16 protein-coding genes and 1 riboswitch are annotated in these 24,702 nt (G+C 39.0%); of the genes, 4 read left to right on the top strand and 12 right to left on the bottom strand.

Annotated elements, in window-relative coordinates:
* Positions 1-6 precede the first annotated feature (6 nt).
* From recD to rppH, 12 genes are all read right to left on the bottom strand, one after another.
* Positions 7-1,917 (bottom strand): exodeoxyribonuclease V subunit alpha, encoded by a 1,911-nt coding sequence (gene recD / locus GTK47_RS06305; RefSeq protein WP_165122465.1) that lies wholly within the window; start codon positions 1,915-1,917, stop codon positions 7-9.
* A 2-nt stretch (positions 1,918-1,919) separates the two neighbouring features.
* Entirely contained in the window at positions 1,920-5,531 is a 3,612-nt protein-coding gene (gene recB, locus GTK47_RS06300) for an exodeoxyribonuclease V subunit beta (RefSeq protein WP_165122464.1), read from the bottom strand.
* Positions 5,528-8,416 (bottom strand): pitrilysin, encoded by a 2,889-nt coding sequence (ptrA, locus tag GTK47_RS06295; RefSeq protein ID WP_165122463.1) that lies wholly within the window; start codon positions 8,414-8,416, stop codon positions 5,528-5,530. The genes recB and ptrA overlap by 4 nt, the downstream gene beginning before the upstream one ends.
* A 15-nt stretch (positions 8,417-8,431) precedes the next feature.
* Positions 8,432-11,815, bottom strand: a complete 3,384-nt coding sequence (recC, locus tag GTK47_RS06290) for an exodeoxyribonuclease V subunit gamma (RefSeq protein WP_165122462.1) — start codon at positions 11,813-11,815, stop codon at positions 8,432-8,434.
* A gap of 15 nt (positions 11,816-11,830) precedes the next feature.
* On the bottom strand, positions 11,831-12,172 hold the full coding sequence (locus tag GTK47_RS06285) for a hypothetical protein (protein ID WP_241256076.1): 342 nt from the start codon (positions 12,170-12,172) through the stop codon (positions 11,831-11,833).
* Entirely contained in the window at positions 12,160-12,621 is a 462-nt protein-coding gene (locus GTK47_RS06280; protein WP_165122461.1) for a DUF2509 family protein, read from the bottom strand. The genes GTK47_RS06285 and GTK47_RS06280 overlap by 13 nt, the downstream gene beginning before the upstream one ends.
* Positions 12,618-13,262: a prepilin peptidase-dependent protein gene (locus GTK47_RS06275; protein ID WP_165122460.1), complete on the bottom strand. Its 645-nt coding sequence runs from the start codon at positions 13,260-13,262 to the stop codon at positions 12,618-12,620. Before GTK47_RS06275 ends, GTK47_RS06280 begins: the two co-directional genes overlap by 4 nt.
* The gene (locus tag GTK47_RS06270) at positions 13,256-13,765 is read right to left on the bottom strand and encodes a potassium:proton antiporter (RefSeq protein ID WP_241256075.1); all 510 of its coding nucleotides are present in this window, start codon (positions 13,763-13,765) and stop codon (positions 13,256-13,258) included. The genes GTK47_RS06275 and GTK47_RS06270 overlap by 7 nt, the downstream gene beginning before the upstream one ends.
* Before the next feature lie 235 nt (positions 13,766-14,000).
* Positions 14,001-14,852 (bottom strand): thymidylate synthase, encoded by an 852-nt coding sequence (locus GTK47_RS06265; protein ID WP_165122459.1) that lies wholly within the window; start codon positions 14,850-14,852, stop codon positions 14,001-14,003.
* A gap of 45 nt (positions 14,853-14,897) precedes the next feature.
* Positions 14,898-15,788 carry a prolipoprotein diacylglyceryl transferase gene (gene lgt / locus GTK47_RS06260; RefSeq protein ID WP_165122458.1) on the bottom strand — a complete coding sequence of 297 codons (891 nt, stop codon included), beginning with the start codon at positions 15,786-15,788 and terminating at the stop codon, positions 14,898-14,900.
* 79 nt (positions 15,789-15,867) lie between these two features.
* Positions 15,868-18,114 (bottom strand): phosphoenolpyruvate--protein phosphotransferase, encoded by a 2,247-nt coding sequence (ptsP, locus tag GTK47_RS06255; RefSeq protein WP_165122457.1) that lies wholly within the window; start codon positions 18,112-18,114, stop codon positions 15,868-15,870.
* 8 nt (positions 18,115-18,122) lie between these two features.
* Positions 18,123-18,653 (bottom strand): RNA pyrophosphohydrolase, encoded by a 531-nt coding sequence (gene rppH / locus GTK47_RS06250; RefSeq protein ID WP_036934096.1) that lies wholly within the window; start codon positions 18,651-18,653, stop codon positions 18,123-18,125.
* A 112-nt stretch (positions 18,654-18,765) separates the two neighbouring features.
* Positions 18,766-18,863, top strand: a riboswitch (TPP riboswitch).
* A gap of 64 nt (positions 18,864-18,927) precedes the next feature.
* Here rppH and thiB point away from each other — a divergent pair.
* The 4 genes from thiB to GTK47_RS06230 all read left to right on the top strand — a co-directional run bounded on the left by thiB (position 18,928) and on the right by GTK47_RS06230 (position 24,648).
* The gene (gene thiB, locus GTK47_RS06245) at positions 18,928-19,941 is read left to right on the top strand and encodes a thiamine ABC transporter substrate binding subunit (RefSeq protein WP_165122456.1); all 1,014 of its coding nucleotides are present in this window, start codon (positions 18,928-18,930) and stop codon (positions 19,939-19,941) included.
* A complete protein-coding gene (gene thiP / locus GTK47_RS06240; protein WP_165122455.1) occupies positions 19,941-21,521 on the top strand; it encodes a thiamine/thiamine pyrophosphate ABC transporter permease ThiP in 1,581 nt (526 codons plus the stop codon). The genes thiB and thiP overlap by 1 nt, the downstream gene beginning before the upstream one ends.
* Positions 21,514-22,215, top strand: a complete 702-nt coding sequence (gene thiQ / locus GTK47_RS06235; RefSeq protein ID WP_165122454.1) for a thiamine ABC transporter ATP-binding protein ThiQ — start codon at positions 21,514-21,516, stop codon at positions 22,213-22,215. The genes thiP and thiQ overlap by 8 nt, the downstream gene beginning before the upstream one ends.
* A gap of 78 nt (positions 22,216-22,293) precedes the next feature.
* Positions 22,294-24,648: a DNA polymerase II gene (locus GTK47_RS06230; protein ID WP_165122453.1), complete on the top strand. Its 2,355-nt coding sequence runs from the start codon at positions 22,294-22,296 to the stop codon at positions 24,646-24,648.
* Positions 24,649-24,702: the final 54 nt, after the last annotated feature.

The following is a 24,702-nucleotide window of genomic DNA, read 5'->3' as shown; positions in this document are numbered from 1 at the left end:
TAATGACTAATAACGTAACTTATCAATTAATCCACTTCGACGTTGAATACGTGTTTGTATTGCCATTTTCACCATAGACTCCGAAGCATAAAGAGAAAGCTTCTGTTTAGCGCGCGTTAATGCGGTATACAATAATTCACGACTAACAACAGGTGAAAATTTATCAGGCAGTACTAATGCTGTATGGGTAAATTCAGAACCTTGTGATTTATGCACTGTCATTACATACGCAGTTTCATGTTGTGGTAATCGGCTAGGTTGGATCGCTTTCAATTTTCCATCAGGTAGTTGGAAAAAAGCTTTCATTTCACCTTCATCATTATTGAGCATAATGCCAATATCACCATTAAACAGACCTAACGTACTGTCATTTCGTTGGATCATAATGGGGCGCCCAATATAGTCACTTTGATAACTGTTTGTAGGACGGCGGATCAATCGCTGGCGATGCAATAACATTTCAATTCTGTCATTTAAACCGCTCACACCGAAAGGGCCTTCTCTTCGCGCGCACAATAAACGGTATTGGTTAAAAGCATTAAGAATAATATCGGGTGATGCTTTTTGAGAAACTAAAGTGAGATACTCTCGATAGGCATCAACAGCATCTTGGATCATCAGTAAATAACTCTCTTTTGACTCTAAAGCAATAAAACTCACATCTTGAGGCTCTAATGCCATTTCAAACTGTTGTGGGCTAACCCCTGCTTTTTTCAACAACGCAATGGCTGTGTTGGTTTGTCCCTTATTAACCGCAAAAGCAAGTTGCCCTATCCCTGAATCCTCACCAAAGCGGTAGCTTTTTCGTAGCAGACACAGAGAATCACTAACGACAGAAACTGGTGTTTGAGAAACAGGAATGATACCGCTAGATTTAGCCAGCTCACCTTGGGTTAAGTGATTAATCTGATCAAATCTCTTTTGACTAAAACCATCTTCAGAAAAACGACAAATATCACCTAATACAGCGCCTGCTTCAACAGAAGCAAGTTGGTCTTTATCACCTAAGAAAATAACGTGACATTTTGGTGGAAGTGCATCAATCAATCGCGCCATCATAGGTAAATCAACCATTGATGCTTCATCAACAACTAAAATATCCAGCTGTAATGGATTATCTTTATGGTAACGCACTTGCTGACTTTCAGGTTGAGCGCCTAATAAACGATGAATAGTTTGTGCCTGCTTTGGCATCCATTTATTTTCTTCTTCGCTTAAATTAAGTTGCGCCAAAGCGTTACCTAAAGATTCCGTTAATCTCGCTGCGGCTTTACCTGTAGGAGCCGCTAATTGAATAATCGGCTTTTCATTCGATGTGAGCATCACAAAAGCCGCTAAAATTTTAGCAACTGTTGTAGTTTTCCCTGTTCCTGGCCCTCCAGAAATAATAGAGATAGGGCTTGTGATGGCAACACTCGCAGCCACTTTTTGCCAATTTGTTTCTTGGCTTTCTTTCGTTGTTGGAAAAAGTTGGTCGAGTACTTTAATTAATTCATTCTCATCAATATCAACAATGGCATGCTCTTGCCTAAAAAACTGAGCTACTTTCTCTTCATAGCTCCACATTCTTTGTAGATAAAGAAGTTCATTATCTAAAATAATGGGGGAAGGTGAATCATCACTACTTTGATTAACACAATGACAATGAGTCAATTCCTCTACTATTTTTTTAGCAGAAGGCTTACCCATTTTTTGCCAAATTTCTTGTGCAAACTCCTTTTGTCTGCCATCAAACAGTTGATCTTTTTGAATAATATTCAATGGTAAACAAACATGTCCCGCACCAGTTTGAGCACTTAAATAAGCAAATACAAACAGTAAAATAGGATTTTCATCTTCCACCAGCATTTGTGCAAATCGAAGATCTAAAGGCCGTAATAAATTTTGTGTAATCGCTTGTTCTAATAGTTTGATCATTTTTATTTCTCACCGACTACATCGAGTTTGCTACTTTTACCTGCAAATAGTGAATCTAGCGCCAAGACAAAAGCTTCGTCGGGTAAATAGGCATAAACTCCATTTCCGGGATGTGCTTTGTCTATACCCCGTAAGAAGAGGTAATAAATCCCACCAAAGTGGCTTTGGTAATCATAATCAGGGATGCGCTGTTGTAAGAAACGATGTAACGCTAAGGTATAGAGTTGATATTGCAAGTCGTAGCGATGATCCATCATTGCATTCATCATCGCTTCTTGTGTGTAATCCTCACTCGATTCACCTAACCAGTTCGATTTATAATCCACAACATAGTATTTACCTTCCCAAGAAAAAACTAAGTCAATAAAGCCTTTAAGCATTCCTTCTACTTGTTGAAATTGCAAAGCCGGACAACGTTTTGATAGAGGATCAAACTGGCTAATTAATTGAGTCAATTGGGCTGATGATACCTCTTTCTCAATAGGTAAATAGAATTGTAATTCATCAAGTTGTTGTGATTTTGGGATATCTGCAAGACACAATCCTTGGGTATTAAGAGGTGTATGAAACAGAGTTTCCATCCATGAAACTAAAAGAGGAGCCCACTTTTCATCAAAACCTTGGGCAGTCAATTGTTCTTGCATCCACAGTTCATCAATAGATTGTGAAAAATCTAATACTTCCAGCAAACTGTGTAAGAACGTTCCTGCTACTGCACCACGAGGGAAATGATGAATCGAATTTTCATCAACCTCTCCTTGTTGCTTCTCACCTTTAGCATCTGTATCAAGCCCCGGTGCGATAGATTGTACCAAAGCCTCAATATCACCTAAGTCAAAATGATAACTACGATTTGAATGTTGATAGGTTAACCCTGAATAGCTCGTTATACGCCAGTTATCATGGATCTGGCGTTTAAATATTGCAGCCTCAAGTTTTGTTTCGACCATTAATTGAGGCTGATAACGATGGGCAGACATATTATCAAGCGTTGTTACACTGATATTATCATCTAATAAAGCATGGATTGATTGATGCAATAATTCACTATTACCTTCTTCACCTTGCTGTAATAAATACCCTAAAGCATTTTTATGCAGATCGGTAAGCCCTGACTTACGTTTAGTTCCCTTAACAAGGGGAGCAACACCAACATAACAGCAGAATTTTGATCGTGTTAATGCTACATAAAGTAAGCGTAAATCTTCAGCTAAACGCTCTTCATCCGCTAAGCGCAGGCTTTCAGGTCGGCTAAAAATATCTAATTTTGCGTAAAACTTCTCTCTATCATGATAAAGCGCCCCTTTTTGTTCTTGATAATTACAAGCAAAAGGTAAGCAAACGATAGGATATTCAAGACCTTTAGATTTATGGATAGTACAAATTCGCACAAGGTTTCGGTCACTTTCCAAACGCATTTGTTGGCTTTCAGATTGCGCATCAGGATGAGAAATTTGTTGTGCTAACCAACGAATAAGGGCGTGTTCACTATCAAGTTGTAATGATGTTTCTTGTAATAATTCACCAATATGCATGATATCTGTAAGCCGACGCTCACCATCAATACTTGCGAGTAAATTTTCTGCAATTTGATTATCCATCATGATCTTACGCAACATGGGTAAAACGCCACGCTTTTGCCATAGTACATAATAATCAGCAAATTTCTCTACATAGCTATTCCAGCGCACCTCACTACGGTTCAGATCATCAATTTGCTTTGCGCTGAAACCAAACAATCGGCTGGCTAAAGATGCCCTTAAGACTCGCTCTTTCTCAGGTGTTACAACCGCTTGTAATAACCAAAGTAGATCTTTGGCTTCATTAGTTTCAAATACACTTTCACGATTGGACAAAAACACTGATTGTATCGAAAGTAAATTCAGTGCGTCACGAATAAGCACGGCTTCTCTACGGCTACGCACTAACACCATAATATCAGCAGATGTAACCGATTTTTTTGTACCTTGTTCAATCAGCCAAGCTTGTTGCTGATCTCCAGCTGATAACCAATCACGAATTTGTGCGGCACATTGTGCAGCCATGATTTGCTCGTAATTTCCCGTAGAAACACTTTCACCTTCAGCAAGCCAAAAATTAAAAGGAGAAATCGGTTTATCATGGTAAATGAAAGCCATGTCTTGGTTTTTTTCAGCTGAACTTACTTCAATAAAAGGGATATGCTCAAATAAAAATGGAGCATTCGAACGCATAAAAAGTTTGTTAACTGCATTCACCATACCCGGTGCAGAGCGCCAGTTAGTGTTTAATGTGTAGTGATGAGATGTCTGCTTTCTAGCTTGAATATAAGTAAAAATATCCGCACCACGGAAAGCATAAATTGCCTGCTTAGGATCACCGATAAACAACAAACCACTGTTTTCATGCTCACCATAAATCGCATCAAAAATACGATATTGTTGGGGATCTGTATCTTGGAACTCATCAATCATTGCAACGGGATAGCGTTCACGAATGGCTTGTGCTAAAGCTTCACCACCTTCACGTTTCAATGCTCTATCTAAACGTGTTAATAAATCATCGAACCCCATTTCGCCACGACGCATTTTTTCATTTTCAATACCTTGGCGTATTTCAGGGATCGCGTTGACCAAAATAACATCACGCAAAGTCAGGCTCTGCTTTGTTAATCGTTCAATTTCAATGAACAGAATATGCTCTGGTGCTGGACCTTTAGTGGCCTTCTCATTCAATGTTTCTTGAGAAAAACGAACCAAACAATCAGGTAATTGATAGTTTTTCGTTTCTAGTGTTGACGCCCATAAAGTGATTTCTTCAATCCATTTAGGTAAAAAACGACTGCTGTAACTACGTTTATCAACACCTGAAGCAGTTATCCATGCTTCAACTTCATGATGATGTTCATTCCAACGAGTTTTAACGTTATTAATTGCTTCGATAACCGCTTGATGACGCTCTTTTACTGATTCATTTTCGCTATCTAATGCCACACCTTCAATTTCAGGCATTTCACCTTGTAAATAAGGCTGTATTTCATAAAGCAGTTGTTCCGGGCCAGACCAAATCTGGCTTACTGCATTAGCAACATCATAAGAAAGTGGATAACAATGGCGGCGCCAGAAGTCAGCACATACCCGTTTTTTAAGCTCATATTCATCTTGGATCAAGACTTGTTCAAACAAGACTCCTGATTCAAATGCATTATTTGCCAACATACGTTGGCAAAAGCCATGAATAGTATAAATAGCCGCTTCATCCATTTGGCGTTCAGCTTCTAGCAACCACTGTGCAGCTAGCTCTTTATTAGGTATCTGTTTGAGTAACTCGAGGTACGTATTATCGCTACTTTCAACATCATGACGGATACAGGCAAGTCTTAGTTCATGGATATTTTTACGAATACGTGCTCGTAATTCATCTGTCGCCGCATCCGTAAATGTCACAACTAAAATCTCTTCAACACTGAGAGGGCGGTAGAATGCTGACTCTCCGCCTAACCCAAGAAGCAACCGTAAATACAACAACCCTATTGTATAAGTTTTTCCTGTTCCCGCGGACGCCTCAATAAGGCGTCTTTGGTATAGAGGAAGTGTATACGGGTTTAATGGCTGTGCCTGTATCACGTCACTCACTCTTTAATTTCCTCAACAGGTAAGGTTTTTTGTAATTCACTTACCGTGGTGTAACGTTTCCATTGTTTATTCTCTGCATAATCAGTATCTGTGCCATCTTTACCAATAACTTGAGAGACAAAAATAAATCCATTAGGTTTTATAATTGCTTTTTCATAAAATTCAATAGCTTGTTTTAATGTAACCTTATTAAGTTCAGCTAAGAATTTTTCACGGCCATCATATTTTAAATTATTACGATGGAAGTCATTTCGATAAAGAGAAACTTCTTCATAGAATGTTTGAGGTGGCTGTTTAACTTCGGTAATAATTGCTTGTTTATACTGATTAAAATCAGCTTCGTTCATTTTTTTCAAACGTTCGTAAGCTTGCTGATAAAATGCGTTATAGCGCTCATTTAAGTAGACTGGCGGTTTTGCATTACTTTGTAGTAAAAAACCTAGACCGGATTGCTCTCCCATAGTGCCTTGATAAGCAAATACCGCGTAACCTAGCTGCTCTTCTGTTCTTAATTGATCATAGAACCAAGGTTTGATAACTGAGGCTAGCACTGAAGAAATTGCCTGACCTTCAAGACGGCTATAACCTGTCGGGATATAAAGCTCACCTAATGCATTATCTGTACTCTTCGATTTATTTTGGAATTCAACCGCATTTAATTTATTGAATACTAATGTTTCACCGATCCAATATTCTGTGCCTTGATTACCTAATAATTCGTGTGCAGATTTAGCAATATCACGGCTTTGCTCTGGCGTTAAGTTACCAATAATCAGTGCTTGAAGTGCCGCATTTTTAATGACTTCACGGCGATTATCAATAATATCTTGTAGTGTAATTGACTCTAATGCTTTGATTTTATCAGCTTCTTCATAGTACGGGATCGTATTTAATCGGCGAGCCGGCAGCATAGCTGCTTCAAATGCTTTTAAGTTATGAGTCACTTCAAGTTGTTCGCGATACCAAGATTTAGCCTGATCTAGCTCTTCTTGAGTTGATTCAAAGCTCATATAGCTTTTTAGTGTTGCATTAACTAATTCTGGTAAATGTTGTGTATACCCATTCATTGAAAAATCAACACCTTGTCCTGACGAAGATGAGATATTCATTCCGGCAACAGAAGCTTGATAAGATAATTCACTTAATGCTAAACCAGCAAGATAGTCAGTTAAGGTTTGTGTCACTTGCTGCTTAACAGTAATGTCTGATTTCTTATTCACTAAACTTAATGTCACACTGGCTTTAGGCTCATCAGAAAAATAGTGTGATGGCATATAAAATAAGCGAGCGCTTTTATCTTGCCACAACAATTGTGGTTTGATGATTTTGCTGTCCGCATCAATCAGTGAAAGATTATTAGGGATGTAAGGGTTAAGTGCTGGCAGTGATAATGAAATATCATCCGATAATGTTTGCCAGGTTTTTAATTGCTTATCTGTGATTTTATCAACCTGATAAGGCGCATTAACAAAGTAGGCTTGCTTATTAGATGGTTCATTAGGGCTTATTACCCAAATACGTGCTTTCTCTGGTGTAAGAGAGTCAAGGCGAGAAAGGATCGCTGAAGGTTCATAATTATCAGCAATATAGTCTGCATTTAGGATATTTTTGATTGGATAACGCAGCATCATATCCGAAATACCTTCTATGTAATTCATATCTCTTACAATAGAGCCATAACGGAATGAGAGATCTAATACATTCGCAATTTCATCAAAATAACGCTGGCTGATCCCTTCTGTTTGAATTAAACGAATGTACGAAAAGATAGCGGAAATCACTTGGTCTTTTTGCGCTAAACCTTTATCTGTCAACGCAACATAAATCGTAAACGAACCTTGATTACGGTCGATATATGGCTCTGAAAAAGCGCTAATACTTTCAGCCAAGCCTTGATCTTGTAGCCACGTTGCCAATGTGCCCGCGCTACGATTACCGATTAAATAGCCAATATATTCATCAGATTTACTACGAAAATCAGCGACATTATTATCAATACCAAATTCAATCTGTAAGGTTTTTTGTGGTAAAGCAGGTACAAGATGGATCATTAACCCTTTTTCTTTATCCGTCATAGCAGGTACTGTGGTGACAGGTACGTCAGCCCTTTTATTCGGGATCCGAGCAAAAGTCTCTGCGGCTAATTTAGATAATTCATCAAGTGATTTATTACTATAAATAACACCATTCATTAAATTGCCAGAATAGTGTGTTTGATAGAATTTAATCAATTCATCTTGAAGCTTACTATTTGGTTTATCACTTAATGTTTCTAGATTCCCACCCATAAATCGAGAACTTGGATGCGCTGGGTTTAAAGTTTCTGCCCTGACTTGCCAAAAACGCATCCCATCGCGTGCGCGCGCCATTGTTAATTCAGCATTAACCGCATTACGTTCACGATCTGCATTTTTAGGATCAAGTAAAGGTTCAGCTAAAGCATCAGCAAGACGATCAACAGCTTCATTAATGGCGCTATTTTCTACTTCTAAATAGAACGCAGTGCGGTAAGTCGTTGTACTCGCATTATGAGAGCCGCCATTCTTTTGTAAAAATTCAGACATACTGCCTGATTGAGGATATTTCACCGATCCCATTAGCACCATATGTTCTAAATAGTGCGCAAGACCTTGCTGACTATCTGGATCTTCTAATGCTCCAACAGGTAATGCCACTGCCGTTAATGATTTAACTGCTTTTTCATCAGAAACCAGTAATACAGTCATTTCATTAGGTAGTTTAATAGCTTGATATTGCCGTGGATCGCTCTCACTTTTTTCAATACTATCAGGCAATACTTGCCAGAGAGGATCAGCGGCAAAGCTGTTGATACTCACTAGCATCAATAGCAACATGATCCATAGTTGCGAGAAGTATTTTCTCATCTGATATGAGCTCCCTTATTTTTTCAGAAATGGAATTATTGGTTTAAATATGGTTAATGCCGTCTGTTTGACCGTTTGTAAAAAAAGTTCGTCTAATTGAGAAAAAGCACGCTGAACATACATGTCACTCATTTCACCATCTCGATTATAGCTATCCGTTAAATGTTGCATCAGTACTAGTTCTGCTTTTTCAAGTGTCTCTTCATCATCAAGTAAAAATTCTTGTGATTTTTTATCATAGCAAGCTTGTAACCAAGCCCAGCCACTTTTCGCAAATAACGCTAATGGGCTATTTAACCCTTGTTTATAGTCACTGATTAACTTGTCTAATGTTGCATAGGCAAACTCAGGATCAACTGGTAATAAACACCATTGAGTCTCTTTTCTACCGTAAAACCGACTCTCGCCTGCCCCCTCTTTCAAGCAGTAAACTAAGTGCTCAATCCAAAGTTGCAATAAGTCATTAGCTGTTAAGCTGGCAGGTCTCCAACGTAATAAACCATCAGCTTGTACCTCATTTAAACGACCAATCAGTGGCATTGCACTAAAGCTTTGCTCTAATGTGACAGAATGTGTGGCTAATCGTTCACTTCTTATCTTTTCAGCTAAAGGAAGTAATTCTTCTATTTGTTGTTCCCAATAGATTTGACCAAATGCACTCGCAGGAAGTTGTCCTGCTGCTTTGATACGCTCAAACAGTGCTTCTGTTGAGGTTTGATCAATCAATGCTTTTAATAACCATTGATTCAATAGATAACGTTGAAGCGCATTGATCACAAATGGCTCTTCTTCGGGTAATTCTGTTTCTTCAATGACGAAATTTGTTTTTAATCTTTGTTGGAAAAAAGCACGAATAGGGTGACGATAAAAACGTGCCAGTGCATCAACAGAGACTTTATCTATTGTGTCATCATCATTAAGTGGTTCGATAAAACTTTGATGAACCTCCCCTTGCCCACTAGCAGCTGGCAGCCATTCAGAGGCATAAGACCGAAAAGAAGCGCCTATACGGAAATTTTCTTGGGCAAAAGGTACACGGCTATGTTGTGTTAATAAACGCTGGTTTACACGAGTCGCACTATCATCAACATTGAGTTCACCATCCTCTGGTAAACGGAAATTTTGCCCAATATAATCTTGTAATTCTTTGATTAAGACGGATGGGTTACATTCTCGGTCGTCACGTATCGACTTCCCGATATAACTGATATAAAGGTATTTTTCAGCTGAGCTAAGTGCTTCTAAAAATAAATAGCGGTCATCATCGCGACGTTTTCTATCACCACGACGGCGTTTTTCTGCCATTAAATCAAACCCTAACGGCTGAATATTACGAGGATAAATACCATCGTTCATACCTAATAAACACACGGCTTTAAAAGGAATGGAACGCATAGGCATTAATGTACAGAAATTAATGCTACCTGCTAAAAAGCGTTGACTGATTTTTTCATCATCAAATCGTACTGTTAATTCATCGCGAATAAGAACGAGTGGAATTTCATTTTGATATTGCGCTTTCAATCCGTTTTCAATCACTTTTTGCCATTGTTGGATAATAAGCGCTAAAACCAATTCCGTTTCTTCATCAGACTCAAAAAAGGCATCAACTAATTGTTGTCCAACTTCTAGCCATGCTTCTAATGAACGGGTTTCACTCAAACGTGTACGCCAATCACTTAATGTATAAAGAAAATCAGCGAGATGACCTGCAAGCTCTGCAACTAACCCACTGGATTCATCGTAAGGTAGAACACCTTTCCAAGGGCCATTTTCACTTTCCATCGCATAGCCAAGTAACATGCGCAGAAGACCAAATTCCCACGTATTTTTACCCGTAATCGGTAATAAGAATGAAGCCACATTCTCATCATCTAATCCCCAGCGTATACCTGACTCATCCACCCATCGGCGTAATAGTTTTAATTCATTTTCAAAAATAGAAAAATGTCCAGCTAACGCAGGTACTTCAAGTAAAGCTAATACTTGCTCTGCTGTAAAGCGACTTTGGGGAAGTTCTAATAACGTAATAAAAGCTTGTAATACAGGGTGTGCTTGACGTGCTTTTCTATCTGAAATAGCAAAAGGAAGATAACGTTCTGAAGGCGCATTACCAAACACTGCTTGAATATAAGGTGTATAGCTATCGATATCCGCAACCATCACAATAATATCACGCGGTAGTAATTCAGGATCTTGCTCTAACAAATGCAGTAATTGATCTTGTAGCACTTCAACTTCGCGCTGTGGACTATGGCTAGCATGAAAAGTCAGTGAATAATCATCTGGCGAAATCACACGTTTATCTTCACTACATTCATAAGTTGCAAGTGTTGTACCCAATTGCGAAAAATCTTCTAAATCAAGGATATCTGCTTGCAATTGATGAAGTAAATTATCTCTTGGGATCTCAACAAACGCATCCAACACATCGGTGTATTCAAGTTCAGAGAGGAAATAAAGATTATCTTTACCCAATTTTCCCCATGATGCTAATAGCGGATTACCGATATTTTGCTCTCCTTCGTCATTAAATAACGAAGAAGCATTTTTTTCATCTTTAAACCAAGGCGATTCATGTAATTGTTTATAATGGCGTGGCTTTCGACTATTAAGGCGAGCGAGAAATTTAGGATCTTGAATATCTCCCCAATAGTAGCGGCAAGGGTTGGTAAAAAGTAGATAGATCTCGGTATGACGCCCAATCGCCTGTAACGCCTGCAAGTAAACTTGAGGTAATGCTGAAATTCCACAAATAAAAATACGAGGAGGAAAACAGTGCTGAAGCTCCCCTTCATCTGCGTTATTTAATGTAGAGATAAATTGTTGATAAAGATTAGAACGGTGCCATTGAGGCTGATTAAGATCTTTTGTGTATTGCTGTAATGCTACCCACAATATTTTTTGCCAGCGTTGGTTTTCACTCAACCCTTCTATTAATTCATCTTTTTCCCATGAAGCTAACCAATCTGAACGATAAACTAAATATTGGTCAAATAAGTCAGCCACACGCCCAGCTAACTGGTGAAGTTTACGTTTATCGTCATCATCATCAAGGTAATGCAGTAAGGGTTTAAATTCTTCATGAGGCAAAAATTCAGGAAGCAATGCCATTAATTTCCATGTCATGGCATCTTTAGAAAAAGCACTTTCTTTAGGTATACCTGATAATACCCGAGTAAACATTTCCCAAATAAAGGTTGCTGGTAATGGGTAACGGATATTAGCAGCAATACCCAAGCTTTCGGCAAGCTGGATTTGTAACCACTGAGACATTCCGGGGCTTTGTACAAGGATAACTTCTTGTTCAAAAGGAGAGGAAAGTGGTCTGGTCTGCATAAAGTGCACCATAAGTGACTTTAGTAATGACAACTGATTTGAGTGATATATATGAAACATCAGATCCTCATTTTATTAATAGCATGACCAGTAATATAAACTTATTGTGGGTAACGCATGATTAGCAACATAACCTTCTATCTGCTGACAACCTTCAGACTGTAAAAGTGAGCGTGTCATTATTTTTCGGTTAGAAGCGAAATAGTCAGGTGATATTTCAGACATTTGTTCAAATAAAACAAAAAGCTCCTGCCCTGTCTGCTGAATTTGAATTAACCGCTGAAAGTCAGCTTTTAATGATTGACTATACCCTATAATAGCGACAAAACTAATATTAAAAAACAGTAATATAAACATTGTATTAAGTAAAATAGAGCCACTTTCTGATTTATTTTGAATGTTATCTATAACGCACACTCCTTATGCACTAATGGGCAATAATCTAGCCATCCATTTGGATGTACAACAATAGATTTATTTTTGTCCTTAGAAAAACCAACCCATTGATAATGATATATTTTATAACCCTTTAAGCTTTCTGCTTGCCCTTGTAATAAGCCCTTTTCCAAAGAGAGCAAAAATAAACAGCTTTTTATTTTAGGATCTGCATGAAAATGACGGCATTGCCATTTATCTAACTGTAACGACGAAATTTCCCAATTCAGCTTGATTCCCCACACCAATGCAGATTCAGCAAATAAAAAAGCTTGTCGTGCTTGTAGCTCTTGCATCACTATTTGTTGAGACTGTCTGTAATAATAAGCAAAACTTCCAAGTGCCGATAAACTCATAACAATAAACCCCATTACGACAAGTAAACTTGCAAATCCTTGCTCACTTTTATTATGAATTAAATCAATACTCATAACGTGGTCACATTCCTTAACCGAATATCATTCTTATAATGTAACTTCACAGCAGGAGTTTGTTTTAAATGAAATTTTAAAGAGACTGAAAGATAAAAAAGCCGTTTCTCTGTAATAAGATGTTGCTTTGAATAAGGGTGTAAAATAAACTCCGTCACTTCAATTTCATGACTTTCAAAAAATCGTTGCCACCCTGAAGAAGTACAATCTTGTACTCCTCTTAATTGCTCCAATTGCCCGTTTTTAAGCCGATAACCAAAATAATCACTCTCTTTTGAAGAAGATGCATCCCATCGGCCATTGCCGTTTACGTCATAAGCGAAAATAATGCAGGAGTTTTTTTCTTGATAAGAATACTGACCTATTTTTAATGGTGAAGCGTGAAACTTCTTTGACTGCAATGCATGGGTACAATCACCGTAGCAATACCCAGTGCGCCTTAGTTGTGTTTCTAGTACCAATAACCGTTCTCTTAAAAAAATATCTAGCTGGTATTGTTGGTAACAATGGAGCAGTGTGTTCATTACTTGAGGGTAAGCTCGACTAATACAAAGAAATAGAACCCCACTAATTGCAATGGCAAAAAGACATTCCATCAGCATCATGCCAGATGAAAATGAAAATATTGATCGCTTTAACATGGCGAAAATACCTTAATCTTCTGGCTACATGCTCTTATTCTGCCTAAAGATGAAATAATAACTTTCACTTCACCTTCTGAACTTTGAAGTACAAAGCTCATCGGTCTTAGCGTTTGACGAATACCACCAAACGTAAAATTTGAGACTGTTGATTGTTTAAGTTGAATACCAGACGCTAATTGAAAAATCGTTTGTTTTTCAGGTAAGTATCTTAGAGAAAAGGGAACAGCGACGATTTTATTACTGGGCGATAAATGAATTGATATTTTAATTTTTATATTAAACAGTAGCGCTTGTTGTCGCTGATAAGAAAGAAAGGCAATGGTTTCTCGCACACTATGTATCAATTGACGTTGATGGGTAAATTGCTGATAGGTCGTGATTGATAAATAACTTAAAATCGAAGTGATCATCATGACAATAAGCATTTCAAGTAGGCTTATCCCCAATTCACTCTCTTGTTCAAGTTTTCTATTTAGGCTTATTTCCATGTTACTGTTCATTTTTTCTCCTTTAGAGCCTGCGATAAGAATGCAGTTAAACCTTTGGATGGTAAATAAAAGAGAGTGTTTTTTTCGAACAATGACGCAGTAACAATATTTTCAGAACAAATACAAAAAATAATTTTCAATTAGATTAAGCTAACTTTAATTTATTGAATTTAAAGTTAATAATAGAAATAAAAAACCCCTGTTTATCACTAAACAGAGGCTTTAAATACAAAATACAAAAGAAAAATTAAACTGTAAATGGATATTTTATCGCTTCATGGCACTGGTAACCTTCAACGGTAAAATCATCCGTTGTTACCCATGTTTCGATATCTTCCAACGTTTTAATTTTTGGATTGATATGCAATGTTGGTAACGGCAATGGCTCTCTTTTTAGTTGTACATCTTGCATTAGTGGTAATTGATTTTCATAGATATGTGCGTTGATTATCTTATGAAATGCTTTACCCGGCTTATGTCCTGTAATTTGAGCCACCAGCGCTAATAATACAAAGCACTGTATTTGATTGAAATTCAAACCTAATGGCACATCACAGCTACGTTGATAAGAGGTTAAATAAAGCGTATCACCCACTAATGAGAATGTGTGTGTATGCATACAAGGGCGCAAACAACCTAGCTCGGTTTCACCCGGGTTATAGAACGTTACGATTTCTCCACGATCATCTATACCCTTAGTCAAGTTATCGATCACTTTACGTAGTTGATCAAAATGGGAACCATCGGGGCGCTGCCATTGGCGTCCTTGAACACCGTAAACACGGCCCATATCGTCTTCACCTTTACGATGAGGGTTGTTTAACCATGCCCCATTTTCATTTGCGTTTGCATTCCATGTATTACAACCAATTTCACGAAATTGCGCTGCGTTGTCATAACCACGTAAATACCCTAACAGCTCTGCAATTGCGGCTTTATAGAAGCTTTTACGTGTTGTGATCAGCGGAAATTGGTTATTTGCAACATCATATTCCAGATCAGCATTAATCACCGTTAAACAACGGGTTCCTGTCCGTTTATTATCAATCCATTGTCCTTCATCGATAATGCGTTGACACAATGCCAGATACTGCTTCATGTTGTCTCTCTTGTAATTAGCTAATAATAAAAAATTTATCTCACACTACTTGTGAGCAGGTGTTGGATTTTGTGGTGTTTTTTTATCTTGACGATAAGCCCATACCATAAAAATAATACCCAACAAAATCATTGGAATTGAAAGTATTTGTCCCATACTCACACCACCAAATAATCCTAGTTGTGCATCTGGTTGGCGGAAGAATTCAACAATAATACGGAATGCACCATAACCAATGAGGAACAAGCCTGACACACTACCTACTGGGCGACTTTTGCGTACAAAGATATTCAGAATAATAAATAGCACCACACCTTCTAACAGCATTTCATAAAGCTGTGATGGATGACGAGGTAAAACCCCATATTCTTGAATAATAGGCAGTAGTGTTGCGGGATCTTGGGCAACAAGTTGGAGATCTGCTGAACGTGAGGTTGGAAATAAGAAAGCCCAAGGCGTATCAAATGTAACACGTCCCCATAATTCACCATTAATAAAGTTACCAATACGACCTAACCCTAAGCCAAATGGAATTAATGGTGCAACAAAGTCTGCTACTTGGAAAAATTTACGTTTAGTACGTTTAGCAAACCAAATCATGGCACAAATTACCCCAATTAAACCGCCATGGAACGACATACCGCCATCCCATACTTGAAAGAGGTAAAGAGGATCATTTAAAAAGACAGGTAGGTTATAGAATAAAACATAACCTAAACGCCCACCGATAAACACCCCCACAAAACCGACATAAAGTAATGTTTCAACTTCATTTTTAGTCCAACCACTATTCGGTTTTGCAGCTCGACGGTTTGCAAGCCATAAGGCAAAGACAAACCCAACTAAATACATCATACCGTACCAATGTAATGACACTGGCCCGATAGAGAACATAACGGGATCGATCTCTGGAAATTTAAGGTAGCTTATACTCATTATTCCCTACTTCACTTAATCAATAATTTCTGTGCTGGTCATTTATGACCAACATAGAAAAGGCTTATACGAAGGCCTACTAGATACCTCCGCGAATTAATCCACCTAATCCTTGCCGTTCCATAAATTCAGAAGACAATTTTTTGATTTCTGTTGCCGTTTCAGCTTGCAACACCTGTTGCATAAAAGGCTGTAACATCACAGGATCAAGATGGCGCAACAAGTATTTTACCCTAGGTAAACTACGACCACTCATGCTTAACTGCCTAAAACCGAGCCCTATTAACAGCAATGCCCCTATTGGTGTACCCGCCATTTCACCACAAACACTCACTGGCAACTGATAATGCTGGCATTGTGTTGCAATCAAATTCAGTGAACGCAATAACGCAGGATGCAAATTATCATAGAGTGATGCTACATGGGTATTATTACGATCTACAGCAAGTAAGTATTGAGTCAAATCGTTAGTTCCAACAGAGATAAAATCAACCCGGTTGGCTAATTGTGACAACATAAACACCAATGAAGGTACTTCAAGCATAATACCTAACGGAGGTGGAACACATTCACATTTTAGCTCTCGACTCACTTCATCACACGCTCGTAGCAGCAATGTTCTTGCTTCGTCAATTTCATCAATACTTGTCACCATCGGCAACAATATTTTCAAATTTTTAAATTCGAGGTTTGCTTTTAGCATTGCACGTAGCTGAATAAGGAAAATTTCCGGTTGATCGAGCAATATTCTTATTCCTCTCCAACCTAAGCAGGGATTTTCCTCATTAATTGGCATATAAGGAAGTTGTTTATCAGCACCAATATCTAAAGCACGCAAGACAACGGGTTTATCAGGAAAAAAAGAGAGGATCTCACGGTAGCGATTTTTCTGTTCATCTTCTGAAGGAAAACCACTTTGTAGCATAAAAGGGATTTCTGTTCGATATAAACCAACGCCATCAATTCCCACGCTAATACGTTGTTCATACTTAATATTTAATCCCGCATTCAGTTGAACGTTAACTGCCTCACCATTTTTTAAAACCGCTTGCTGTTCAAGCTGCTCTTCGGCAATTTGGCTTAATACGCTCTCTTCATCAATAATTTGTTTATATTCTTGAGTAATAAAAGGCTCTGGCTCAATAAATATTTCACCACGATATCCATCAAGAATAAGCATACGGTTATGTAAAAGCTCAGGTTGAATATCTGCCCCCATAATCGCGGGTATTCCCATCGCTCTAACAAGAATGGCAGAATGAGAGTGAGTTGCACCATCTCGAACAATTACACCAGCAAGTTGTTGTTCGGGTAACTCCGCCAACAAACTTGCACTTAATTCATCAGCCACCAAAATAAAACGCTCTGGCCAAATATTGGTTGAACTTAGATCATCATCTAAATGGAATAATAACCGACGTCCTAATGCTTTAAGATCAGAAGCTCTCTCTCGCATATAACTGTCTTTTAGGCTAGAAAATTGAGCTGCAACTTTCTCAACCACCACTTTAACCGCCCATTCCGCAACATATCCTTGTGTAATGATTGCGGTCATTTTATGTTTGAGCTGAGGATCGTTAAGTAAATGCGAGTAGAGATCAAAAATAGCAGCACTCTCTTTTTGTGCATTCGCCATAAAGCGCTTACTAAAGCGACGACATTCTGCGGTAGCATCTTCTAAAGCTCCCGTAAGTCGGTTTAATTCTGCTTTTATATCAAGAGCGCTGGCTTTAAAAACATTCTCAAGGATAGGTTGAGAGACTTCTTGCCAGCCATAAGCCATAACTACGCCAGTAGAAACTGAAAGTGCTTTAATACGACTTTGGCGATATTGTCCAAAAAGTCCTTTAGTTTGTACTTGTGATAATGTGGCACCAAGCTGTGTCGCCAGCGTCACCATAAAAGATTCTTCGCTCTCATTAAATAAGCGACGCTCTTTTTGCTGAACGACTAATACACCTAGGAGTTGACGACGATAGACAATAGGAACGCCAAGGAAAGCGCGGAGATCGTCTTCTTTAACTTGAGGAAGGTATTTAAAACTCGGATGTTCGCGAATATCGGCGAGGTTGATAAGTTCTGAAAGACGCCCCACTTCACCAACAACGCCTTCATCAAATGAAAGGCTAACAGCTCGCCCTCTAGGTTTTTTTAACCCTTTGGTCGCCATAAGATAAAAACAACTACGTTGTTTATCAGCAAGATAAATAGAACACACATCCGTGTGCATTGCCTGACACGTTTCCTTGACTAAGAGTTCAAGTGCTTCTGGAAGCCCTGCTGCCATAGCCACTTTTTCTACAATTTCTCGCAAACGTGTCAGCATAGTGTTATCTAATACCTTTTACGCCGATATCCATACGATGGACGCGGTAAAGACACTTGTTCTTGCAATGGCATGACTACTGGTGCGAACTCTTTCATTACACGCCGATAAACATCGCGTTTAAAAGAGACGACTTGTCGAACTGGATACCAATAACTCACCCAACGCCAGCCATCAAATTCTGGCGTTTTGCTTTGTTGAACATTAATGTCTTTATCATTACTTGTTAACTGCAAAAGGAACCAACGCTGTTTTTGTCCAATACAAACAGGTTTTGTGTCCCAACGCACCAAACGCTTAGGTAACTTGTAACGTAACCAGTTACGTGTGGAGGCAAGAATTTTGACATCCTTGCGACTTAACCCAACTTCTTCGAACAACTCTCGGTACATTGCCTGCTCTGGCGATTCTCCAGGGTTAATTCCTCCTTGAGGAAACTGCCATGAATGTTGCCCATAGCGACGAGCCCAAAGCACTTGCCCTTGCCGATTACAAATTACAATCCCTACATTCGGGCGGTAGCCATCATCATCGATCACTAGACTACCTCAATAACCAAATTTGAAAGATAACTCATTGTTTCATACTACTCACAGACGGTAAACCTCTATCAACAGACTTTGCATAGCGTGCGTATTTATCTACAATGGGAAAGTCTCAACGGGGTGCCTTTATATTTCTAGGCTGAGAAAAACTCGTGGAACCTGATCCAGCTAATACTGGCGTAGGGATTTGAGTCAGGATGTTGCAATATTTATTGGTTTGCCATCCTCACTCCTCAGATCCTACCTGACTTTTACTGAGGAACTAAATGTGTTAACTAAATCGCTTCGCTTTACTTTCCTGCTCGGCGCACTGGGCATTATGAGCACTTTTTCGACTCAAGCCTTAGCACAAAAAAACACACTCACTATTTACACTTATGATTCATTTACCGCAGATTGGGGTCCAGGGCCTGCAATAAAAAAAGCGTTTGAACAGCAATGTGATTGTGAACTAAAACTGGTTGCTCTGTCTGATGGCGTATCTCTACTTAATCGCTTACGTATGGAAGGTGATAAAAGTAAAGCGGATATTATTTTAGGATTAGATAACAATTTGATCCACGCAGCAAAAGAAACCGGCCTTTTCGCACCAAGTAATATCGATACATCCAAACTCACCTTACCTGAAAAATGGACTGACGATACCTTTGTACCTTATGACTACGGCTACTTTGCTTTTATTTATGATAAAAACCGTATCCAAAATCCGCCAAAAAGCATGGCTGAACTACTAAATAGCAAAGAAAAATGGAAGATCCTCTATCAAGATCCTCGCACCAGTACTCCAGGTTTAGGTTTAATGCTATGGATGCAGTCACTTTATCCTGAAAATACCGCTACTGAATGGAAAAAATTGTCAGAGAAAACACTGACAGTCACTAAAGGTTGGAGTGAGTCTTATGGCTTATTCTTAAAAGGTGAAGGTGATTTTGTGCTGAGTTACACATCATCTCCGGGTTATCACATTCTAGCGGATAAAAAAGATAACTATGCCGCAGCGATTTTTGATGAAGGACACTACTTGCAAGTTGAAGTTGCCGCCAAACTTAAATCGAGCAAACAACCTGAATTAGCACAGCAATTTATGCAGTTTATGTTAACCCCTGCATTCCAAGAAACGATACCGACTACCAATTGGATGTATCCTGTTATAGATATGTCATTGCCTGAGGTCTATTCGTTGATGCCTAAACCTGAAAAATCATTGCAATTTAATGCCGAAGTTGTTGCAAAAGAGCGTCAGACATGGACGCGTAATTGGCAATCAGCGGTTAGCCGCTAATGGGAAGATGGCTTATCCCGGGGCTATGTGCCTCGGGTTTACTGCTTATTGTGGCATTATTGTCATTTGGCGCATTGTGGTTTAATGCACCGAGTGGTGAGCTATCCTCGATTTTTGCTGATGAATATTTATGGCATGTCGTTCGTTTTACTTTCTGGCAAGCCTTTTTATCTGCCCTATTTTCAATATTACCTGCTATTTGGCTCGCCAAAGCACTCTATCGACGCCAATTTAAAGGGCGAACACTGTTTTTACGCCTATGCGCTATGAGCCTTGTGTTACCCGTTTTAGTCGCCCTTTTTGGCATTTTAACGGTTTATGGCAGAGTAGGATGGATTGCCCAAATTTGTGAATGGCTAGGGATCGACTACCAATTTACGCCCTATGGTTTGCAAGGCATTTTATTAGCTCACATCTTTTTCAATATGCCATTAGCAACCAGAATGCTATTGCAAGCACTTGAAAGCATCTCATCGGAGCAACGCCAATTAGCCTCACAATTAGGCATGAATGGCTGGCAACGTTTTCGTTTTCTGGAATTCCCTTATTTATGGCGACAAATGCTCCCCACAGCATCACTGATTTTTATGCTCTGCTTTGCAAGCTTTGCTACTGTGTTAGCTTTAGGCGGAGGCCCCGCCGCAACAACGGTTGAACTCGCTATTTATCAAGCATTAAGTTATGACTACGATTTACATCGTGCTGCGCTTTTAGCCCTGATCCAGCTTTTTTGTTGTTTAGGCTTAGTACTTATCAGCCAGAAGCTAAAAGGCACTCTTTTTGTGGGAAACAGTCAAAAGCAGCATTGGCGCGATCCCTATGATCCAATCTTTAGCAAAATAACCGATGGTTTAATTATCACCCTTGCGATCCTTTTTTTAGTGCCACCTATTTTAGCTGTGATCACTGATGGTCTTAATAGCCAATTTCTACGTGTTATACAACAGCCTATACTTTGGCAAGCTTTTACAACCTCACTGATTATTGCTGTTGGAGCGGGTATTGTCTGTGTTGTATTAACAATGATGTTGCTATGGAGTAGCCGAGAACTTCGCTTACGTCATTTTAAAAAAGCCGGACAAGCTATGGAAATGAGTGGTTTGATCATTCTGGCGATGCCGGGCATTGTGCTGGCAACAGGCTTTTTTCTGTTATTAAACAATACAATTGGATTACCTGAATCACCTTATATTTTAGTGATTTTAACCAACGCATTAATTGCCATTCCTTATGCCTTAAAAGTGCTGGAAAACCCGATGAATGATATCGCTTCGCGTTATAGCCTTTTATGTCAGTCGCTAAATTTGCAAGGAATAAACCGACTTCGTTGGATAGAACTACGTGCATTAAAAAAACCAATCTCACAAGCACTTGCCTTTGCTTGTGTTATTTCTATTGGTGATTTTGGTATTGTTGCCCTATTTGGTAATGAAACATTTAGAACTTTGCCTTTCTATCTTTATCAACAAATTGGCGCTTACCATACACAAGATGGTGCAGTAACAGCCATGATCTTATTGCTACTTTGCTTCTCTCTTTTTAGCCTTATAGAACGATTAGCTGGAAAATCTCATGATTAAATTAGAGCACCTTGCTTACACCTATGAACATCAACATCTCTTATTTAATTTAACGGTTAATGCAGGAGAGCGCATTGCTGTATTAGGCCCCAGCGGGGCAGGTAAAAGTACATTACTCAGTTTAATTGCCGGTTTTTTGCCATCAGAAAAAGGAAGCCTGTTTCTTAATGGGCAAGATCATACAAAAACAGTACCCGCTAAACGCCCTATTTCTATGTTATTTCAAGATAATAATTTATTTCCTCATTTGACCGTAAGGCAAAATATTGGCTTGGGATTAAATCCGGGATTAAAGCTGACGGAAGATCAAAAAGCGCTATTAGAGAGTCGAGCAGAGCAAGTAGCTCTTAGTGAATACCTTGAACGTTTACCTTCTCAATTATCAGGAGGTCAACGTCAACGTGTTGCCATTGCTCGCTGCCTCGTTCGCGAACAACCTATTTTGTTACTTGATGAGCCTTTTTCTGCACTCGATCCCGCTTTACGTATTGAGATGTTGGCACTACTCGAGCAACTTTGCCGTGAAAAAGCGTTAACCCTATTGATGGTTTCTCATAGCTTAGAAGATGCCGTAAAAATCGCCTCAAGAGCGATTGTGATAGATAATGGTATGATTGTGTATGATGGAAATACACAATCACTAATAAATGGTGAAGTGGATCAATCACTTATTTTAGGTATTCCGTTTAATTAATCTCAGCCCAAATTAACTGTATAAATAACCACTATTTTGACTATAATAAACACATCTTTAGTGAATTATTAGGTGCTCATGATTGGTCATACGGAACAAGGCTTTATTCTTACTCGCCACTGGAGCGACACACCGAAAGGTATTGTCGTCTCTTATTGGCTTGCTACAGATAATGGCCCGCGTAAAATTACTGTTCCTATGCAACGTGCAATCGGATTTGTTGCCCGCCAACATGAAACTGTTTTGCGTTCTCTCGTTAATAAAAATCCTGATATTGAAATTCGCCCTCTCGATTTAAAAGATTTCGAAAGACAGCCCGTCTTTGGCGTTTATTGCAAACAATACCGCCAACTTGTTCAACTTGAGCAACAACTTAAAGAACACCATATTCGTCTTTATGAAGCAGATATCCGCCCTCATGAACGTTATATGATGGAGCGGTTTATCACCGCGCCAGTTTGGTTTCGTTATCAGCAAAATAATATTGCTACATTAAAACCAGCACCCGAGTATCGCCCTGCACTTCGAACGGTCTCTTTAGATATCGAAACCAGCGAGTTTGGTGAGCTTTACTCTATTGGGCTTGCAGGCTGTGGTGATGATGTGGTGTTTATGCTTACTGATGAGTTGCCCGCAGAGTATGAAAGCCTGCAATCTGAAGGCTATCGCTTATGCTATGTCAGTAGCCGATTGCGTTTAATTGAAAAGTTAAATGAGTGGATGCAACATTACGATCCTGATGCGATTATCGGTTGGAATTTAATTCAATTCGATCTGCGTATTTTGTACACACATGCCCAACGTTATGGCGTCAGTTTATTATTAGGTCGCCAAAACAGTCCGTTAGAATGGCGAGAGCATGGATTTAAAAAAGGTCATTTCTTTGCTTCGGCTCAAGGTCGTTTAATTATCGATGGTATCGATGCTTTGAAAATGGCGACATGGAATTTCCCCTCTTTTAGCCTCGAATCCGTCGCTCAAACACTATTAGGTGAAGGTAAAGCCATCGATACACCTTACGCCAGAATGGACGAAATTAATCGACGTTTTAAAGAAGATAAGCCCGCACTGGCTTATTATAATTGGCAAGACTGTGTCTTAGTTAATCGTATCTTTGATGCCACATCGCTTATGGCATTCTTATTAGAGAGAGCTTGTGTTACGGGGCTTTCCGTTGATAGAAGCGGAGGATCTGTGGCTGCGTTTACACACCTCTACCTCCCTTCAATGCATCGCATTGGATACGTTGCACCTAACCAAGGTGAAAAACCCGAAGAGCATAGCCCCGGTGGTTTTGTCATGGATTCGGCTCCCGGCTTATATGATTCTGTTGTTGTGCTTGATTACAAAAGCCTTTATCCCTCTATTATTCGTACTTTTTTAATCGACCCCGTAGGAATGATTGAAGGAATGCACCAACCTGATGAAAAGTTTTCTATTTCTGGATTTCGTCAGGCACGATTTTCGCGAGAGTTACACTGTTTACCTGCTATTGTGTCGCAAATTTGGCATGAAAGAGATAACGCGAAATTACATAAAAACACCCCACTCTCTCAAGCTCTCAAAATTATTATGAATGCTTTTTATGGCGTTTTAGGCTCTGTGGGTTGTCGCTTTTTTGATCCTCGTTTAGCATCTTCCATTACGCTGCGAGGCCATGAAATTATGAAAAAAACACGAGAATTAATTGAAGCCAAAGGTTATCAAGTTATTTATGGCGATACGGATTCAACCTTTGTTTGGCTGAAATCACCTCACACAGAACAACAAGCACAACAGATTGGATATCAATTAGTACAAGATGTTAACCAGTGGTGGAAAACACATCTTTTTGAAAATTATCAACTAGATTGCAAATTAGAATTAGAATACGAAACCCATTATCGTCGCTTTTTAATGCCCACTATTCGAGGTATGGAGACAGGTAGCAAGAAACGCTACGCCGGACTCAGCAATGATAAAATGGTGTTTAAAGGATTAGAAACTGTCAGAGCAGATTGGACACCTCTCGCTCAAAAATTTCAACAAGAGCTTTATACACGCATTTTTCATCAACAACCTTATCAGCAGTTCATTCGTGATTATGTCGCAGATACGCTTGCGGGAAAATATGATGAGAGATTAGTGTACCGTAAACGGTTACGTCGAAAATTATCAGAATATCAGCACCACGTCCCCCCTCATGTCAAAGCAGCACGTAAGGCGGATGAATATAATTTATCCCAAAATAGACCTCAACAATATCAGCAAGGCGGTTGGATTAGTTATATAATTACCCTCTTGGGGCCTGAACCATTAGAACACATTACCGCTGCACCTGATTACGAACACTATATCAACAAGCAGTTAATGCCGATTGCAGATGCAATCCTACCTTTTATACAAGATGATTTTTCAACCTTGTTAAATGGGCAAATGACACTCTCATTTTAAGTTGTGTCATTTTGCAGGTGACGGTTTGCTTTGCATCTATTAACATAACGCCCC

Source organism: Proteus sp. ZN5 (assembly GCF_011046025.1).
In the GTDB taxonomy this organism is placed as follows: domain Bacteria; phylum Pseudomonadota; class Gammaproteobacteria; order Enterobacterales; family Enterobacteriaceae; genus Proteus.
Note: the sequence above shows the minus strand (reverse complement) of the source record. Positions and strands in the feature narration are given on the sequence as shown.

Bases quoted from the DNA above. Each gene is read 5' to 3' on its own strand.
- recD (WP_165122465.1), bottom strand. From the start codon at position 1,917: ATGATCAAACTATTAGAACAAGCGATTACACAAAATTTATTACGGCCT.
- recC (WP_165122462.1), bottom strand. From the start codon at position 11,815: ATGTTTCATATATATCACTCAAATCAGTTGTCATTACTAAAGTCACTT.
- GTK47_RS06265 (WP_165122459.1), bottom strand. From the start codon at position 14,852: ATGAAGCAGTATCTGGCATTGTGTCAACGCATTATCGATGAAGGACAA.
- GTK47_RS06275 (WP_165122460.1), bottom strand. From the start codon at position 13,262: ATGTTAAAGCGATCAATATTTTCATTTTCATCTGGCATGATGCTGATG.
- thiQ (WP_165122454.1), top strand. From the start codon at position 21,514: ATGATTAAATTAGAGCACCTTGCTTACACCTATGAACATCAACATCTC.
- thiP (WP_165122455.1), top strand. From the start codon at position 19,941: ATGGGAAGATGGCTTATCCCGGGGCTATGTGCCTCGGGTTTACTGCTT.
- lgt (WP_165122458.1), bottom strand. From the start codon at position 15,788: ATGAGTATAAGCTACCTTAAATTTCCAGAGATCGATCCCGTTATGTTC.
- ptsP (WP_165122457.1), bottom strand. From the start codon at position 18,114: ATGCTGACACGTTTGCGAGAAATTGTAGAAAAAGTGGCTATGGCAGCA.
- GTK47_RS06270 (WP_241256075.1), bottom strand. From the start codon at position 13,765: ATGAACAGTAACATGGAAATAAGCCTAAATAGAAAACTTGAACAAGAG.
- GTK47_RS06280 (WP_165122461.1), bottom strand. From the start codon at position 12,621: ATGAGTATTGATTTAATTCATAATAAAAGTGAGCAAGGATTTGCAAGT.
- GTK47_RS06230 (WP_165122453.1), top strand. From the start codon at position 22,294: ATGATTGGTCATACGGAACAAGGCTTTATTCTTACTCGCCACTGGAGC.
- ptrA (WP_165122463.1), bottom strand. From the start codon at position 8,416: ATGAGAAAATACTTCTCGCAACTATGGATCATGTTGCTATTGATGCTA.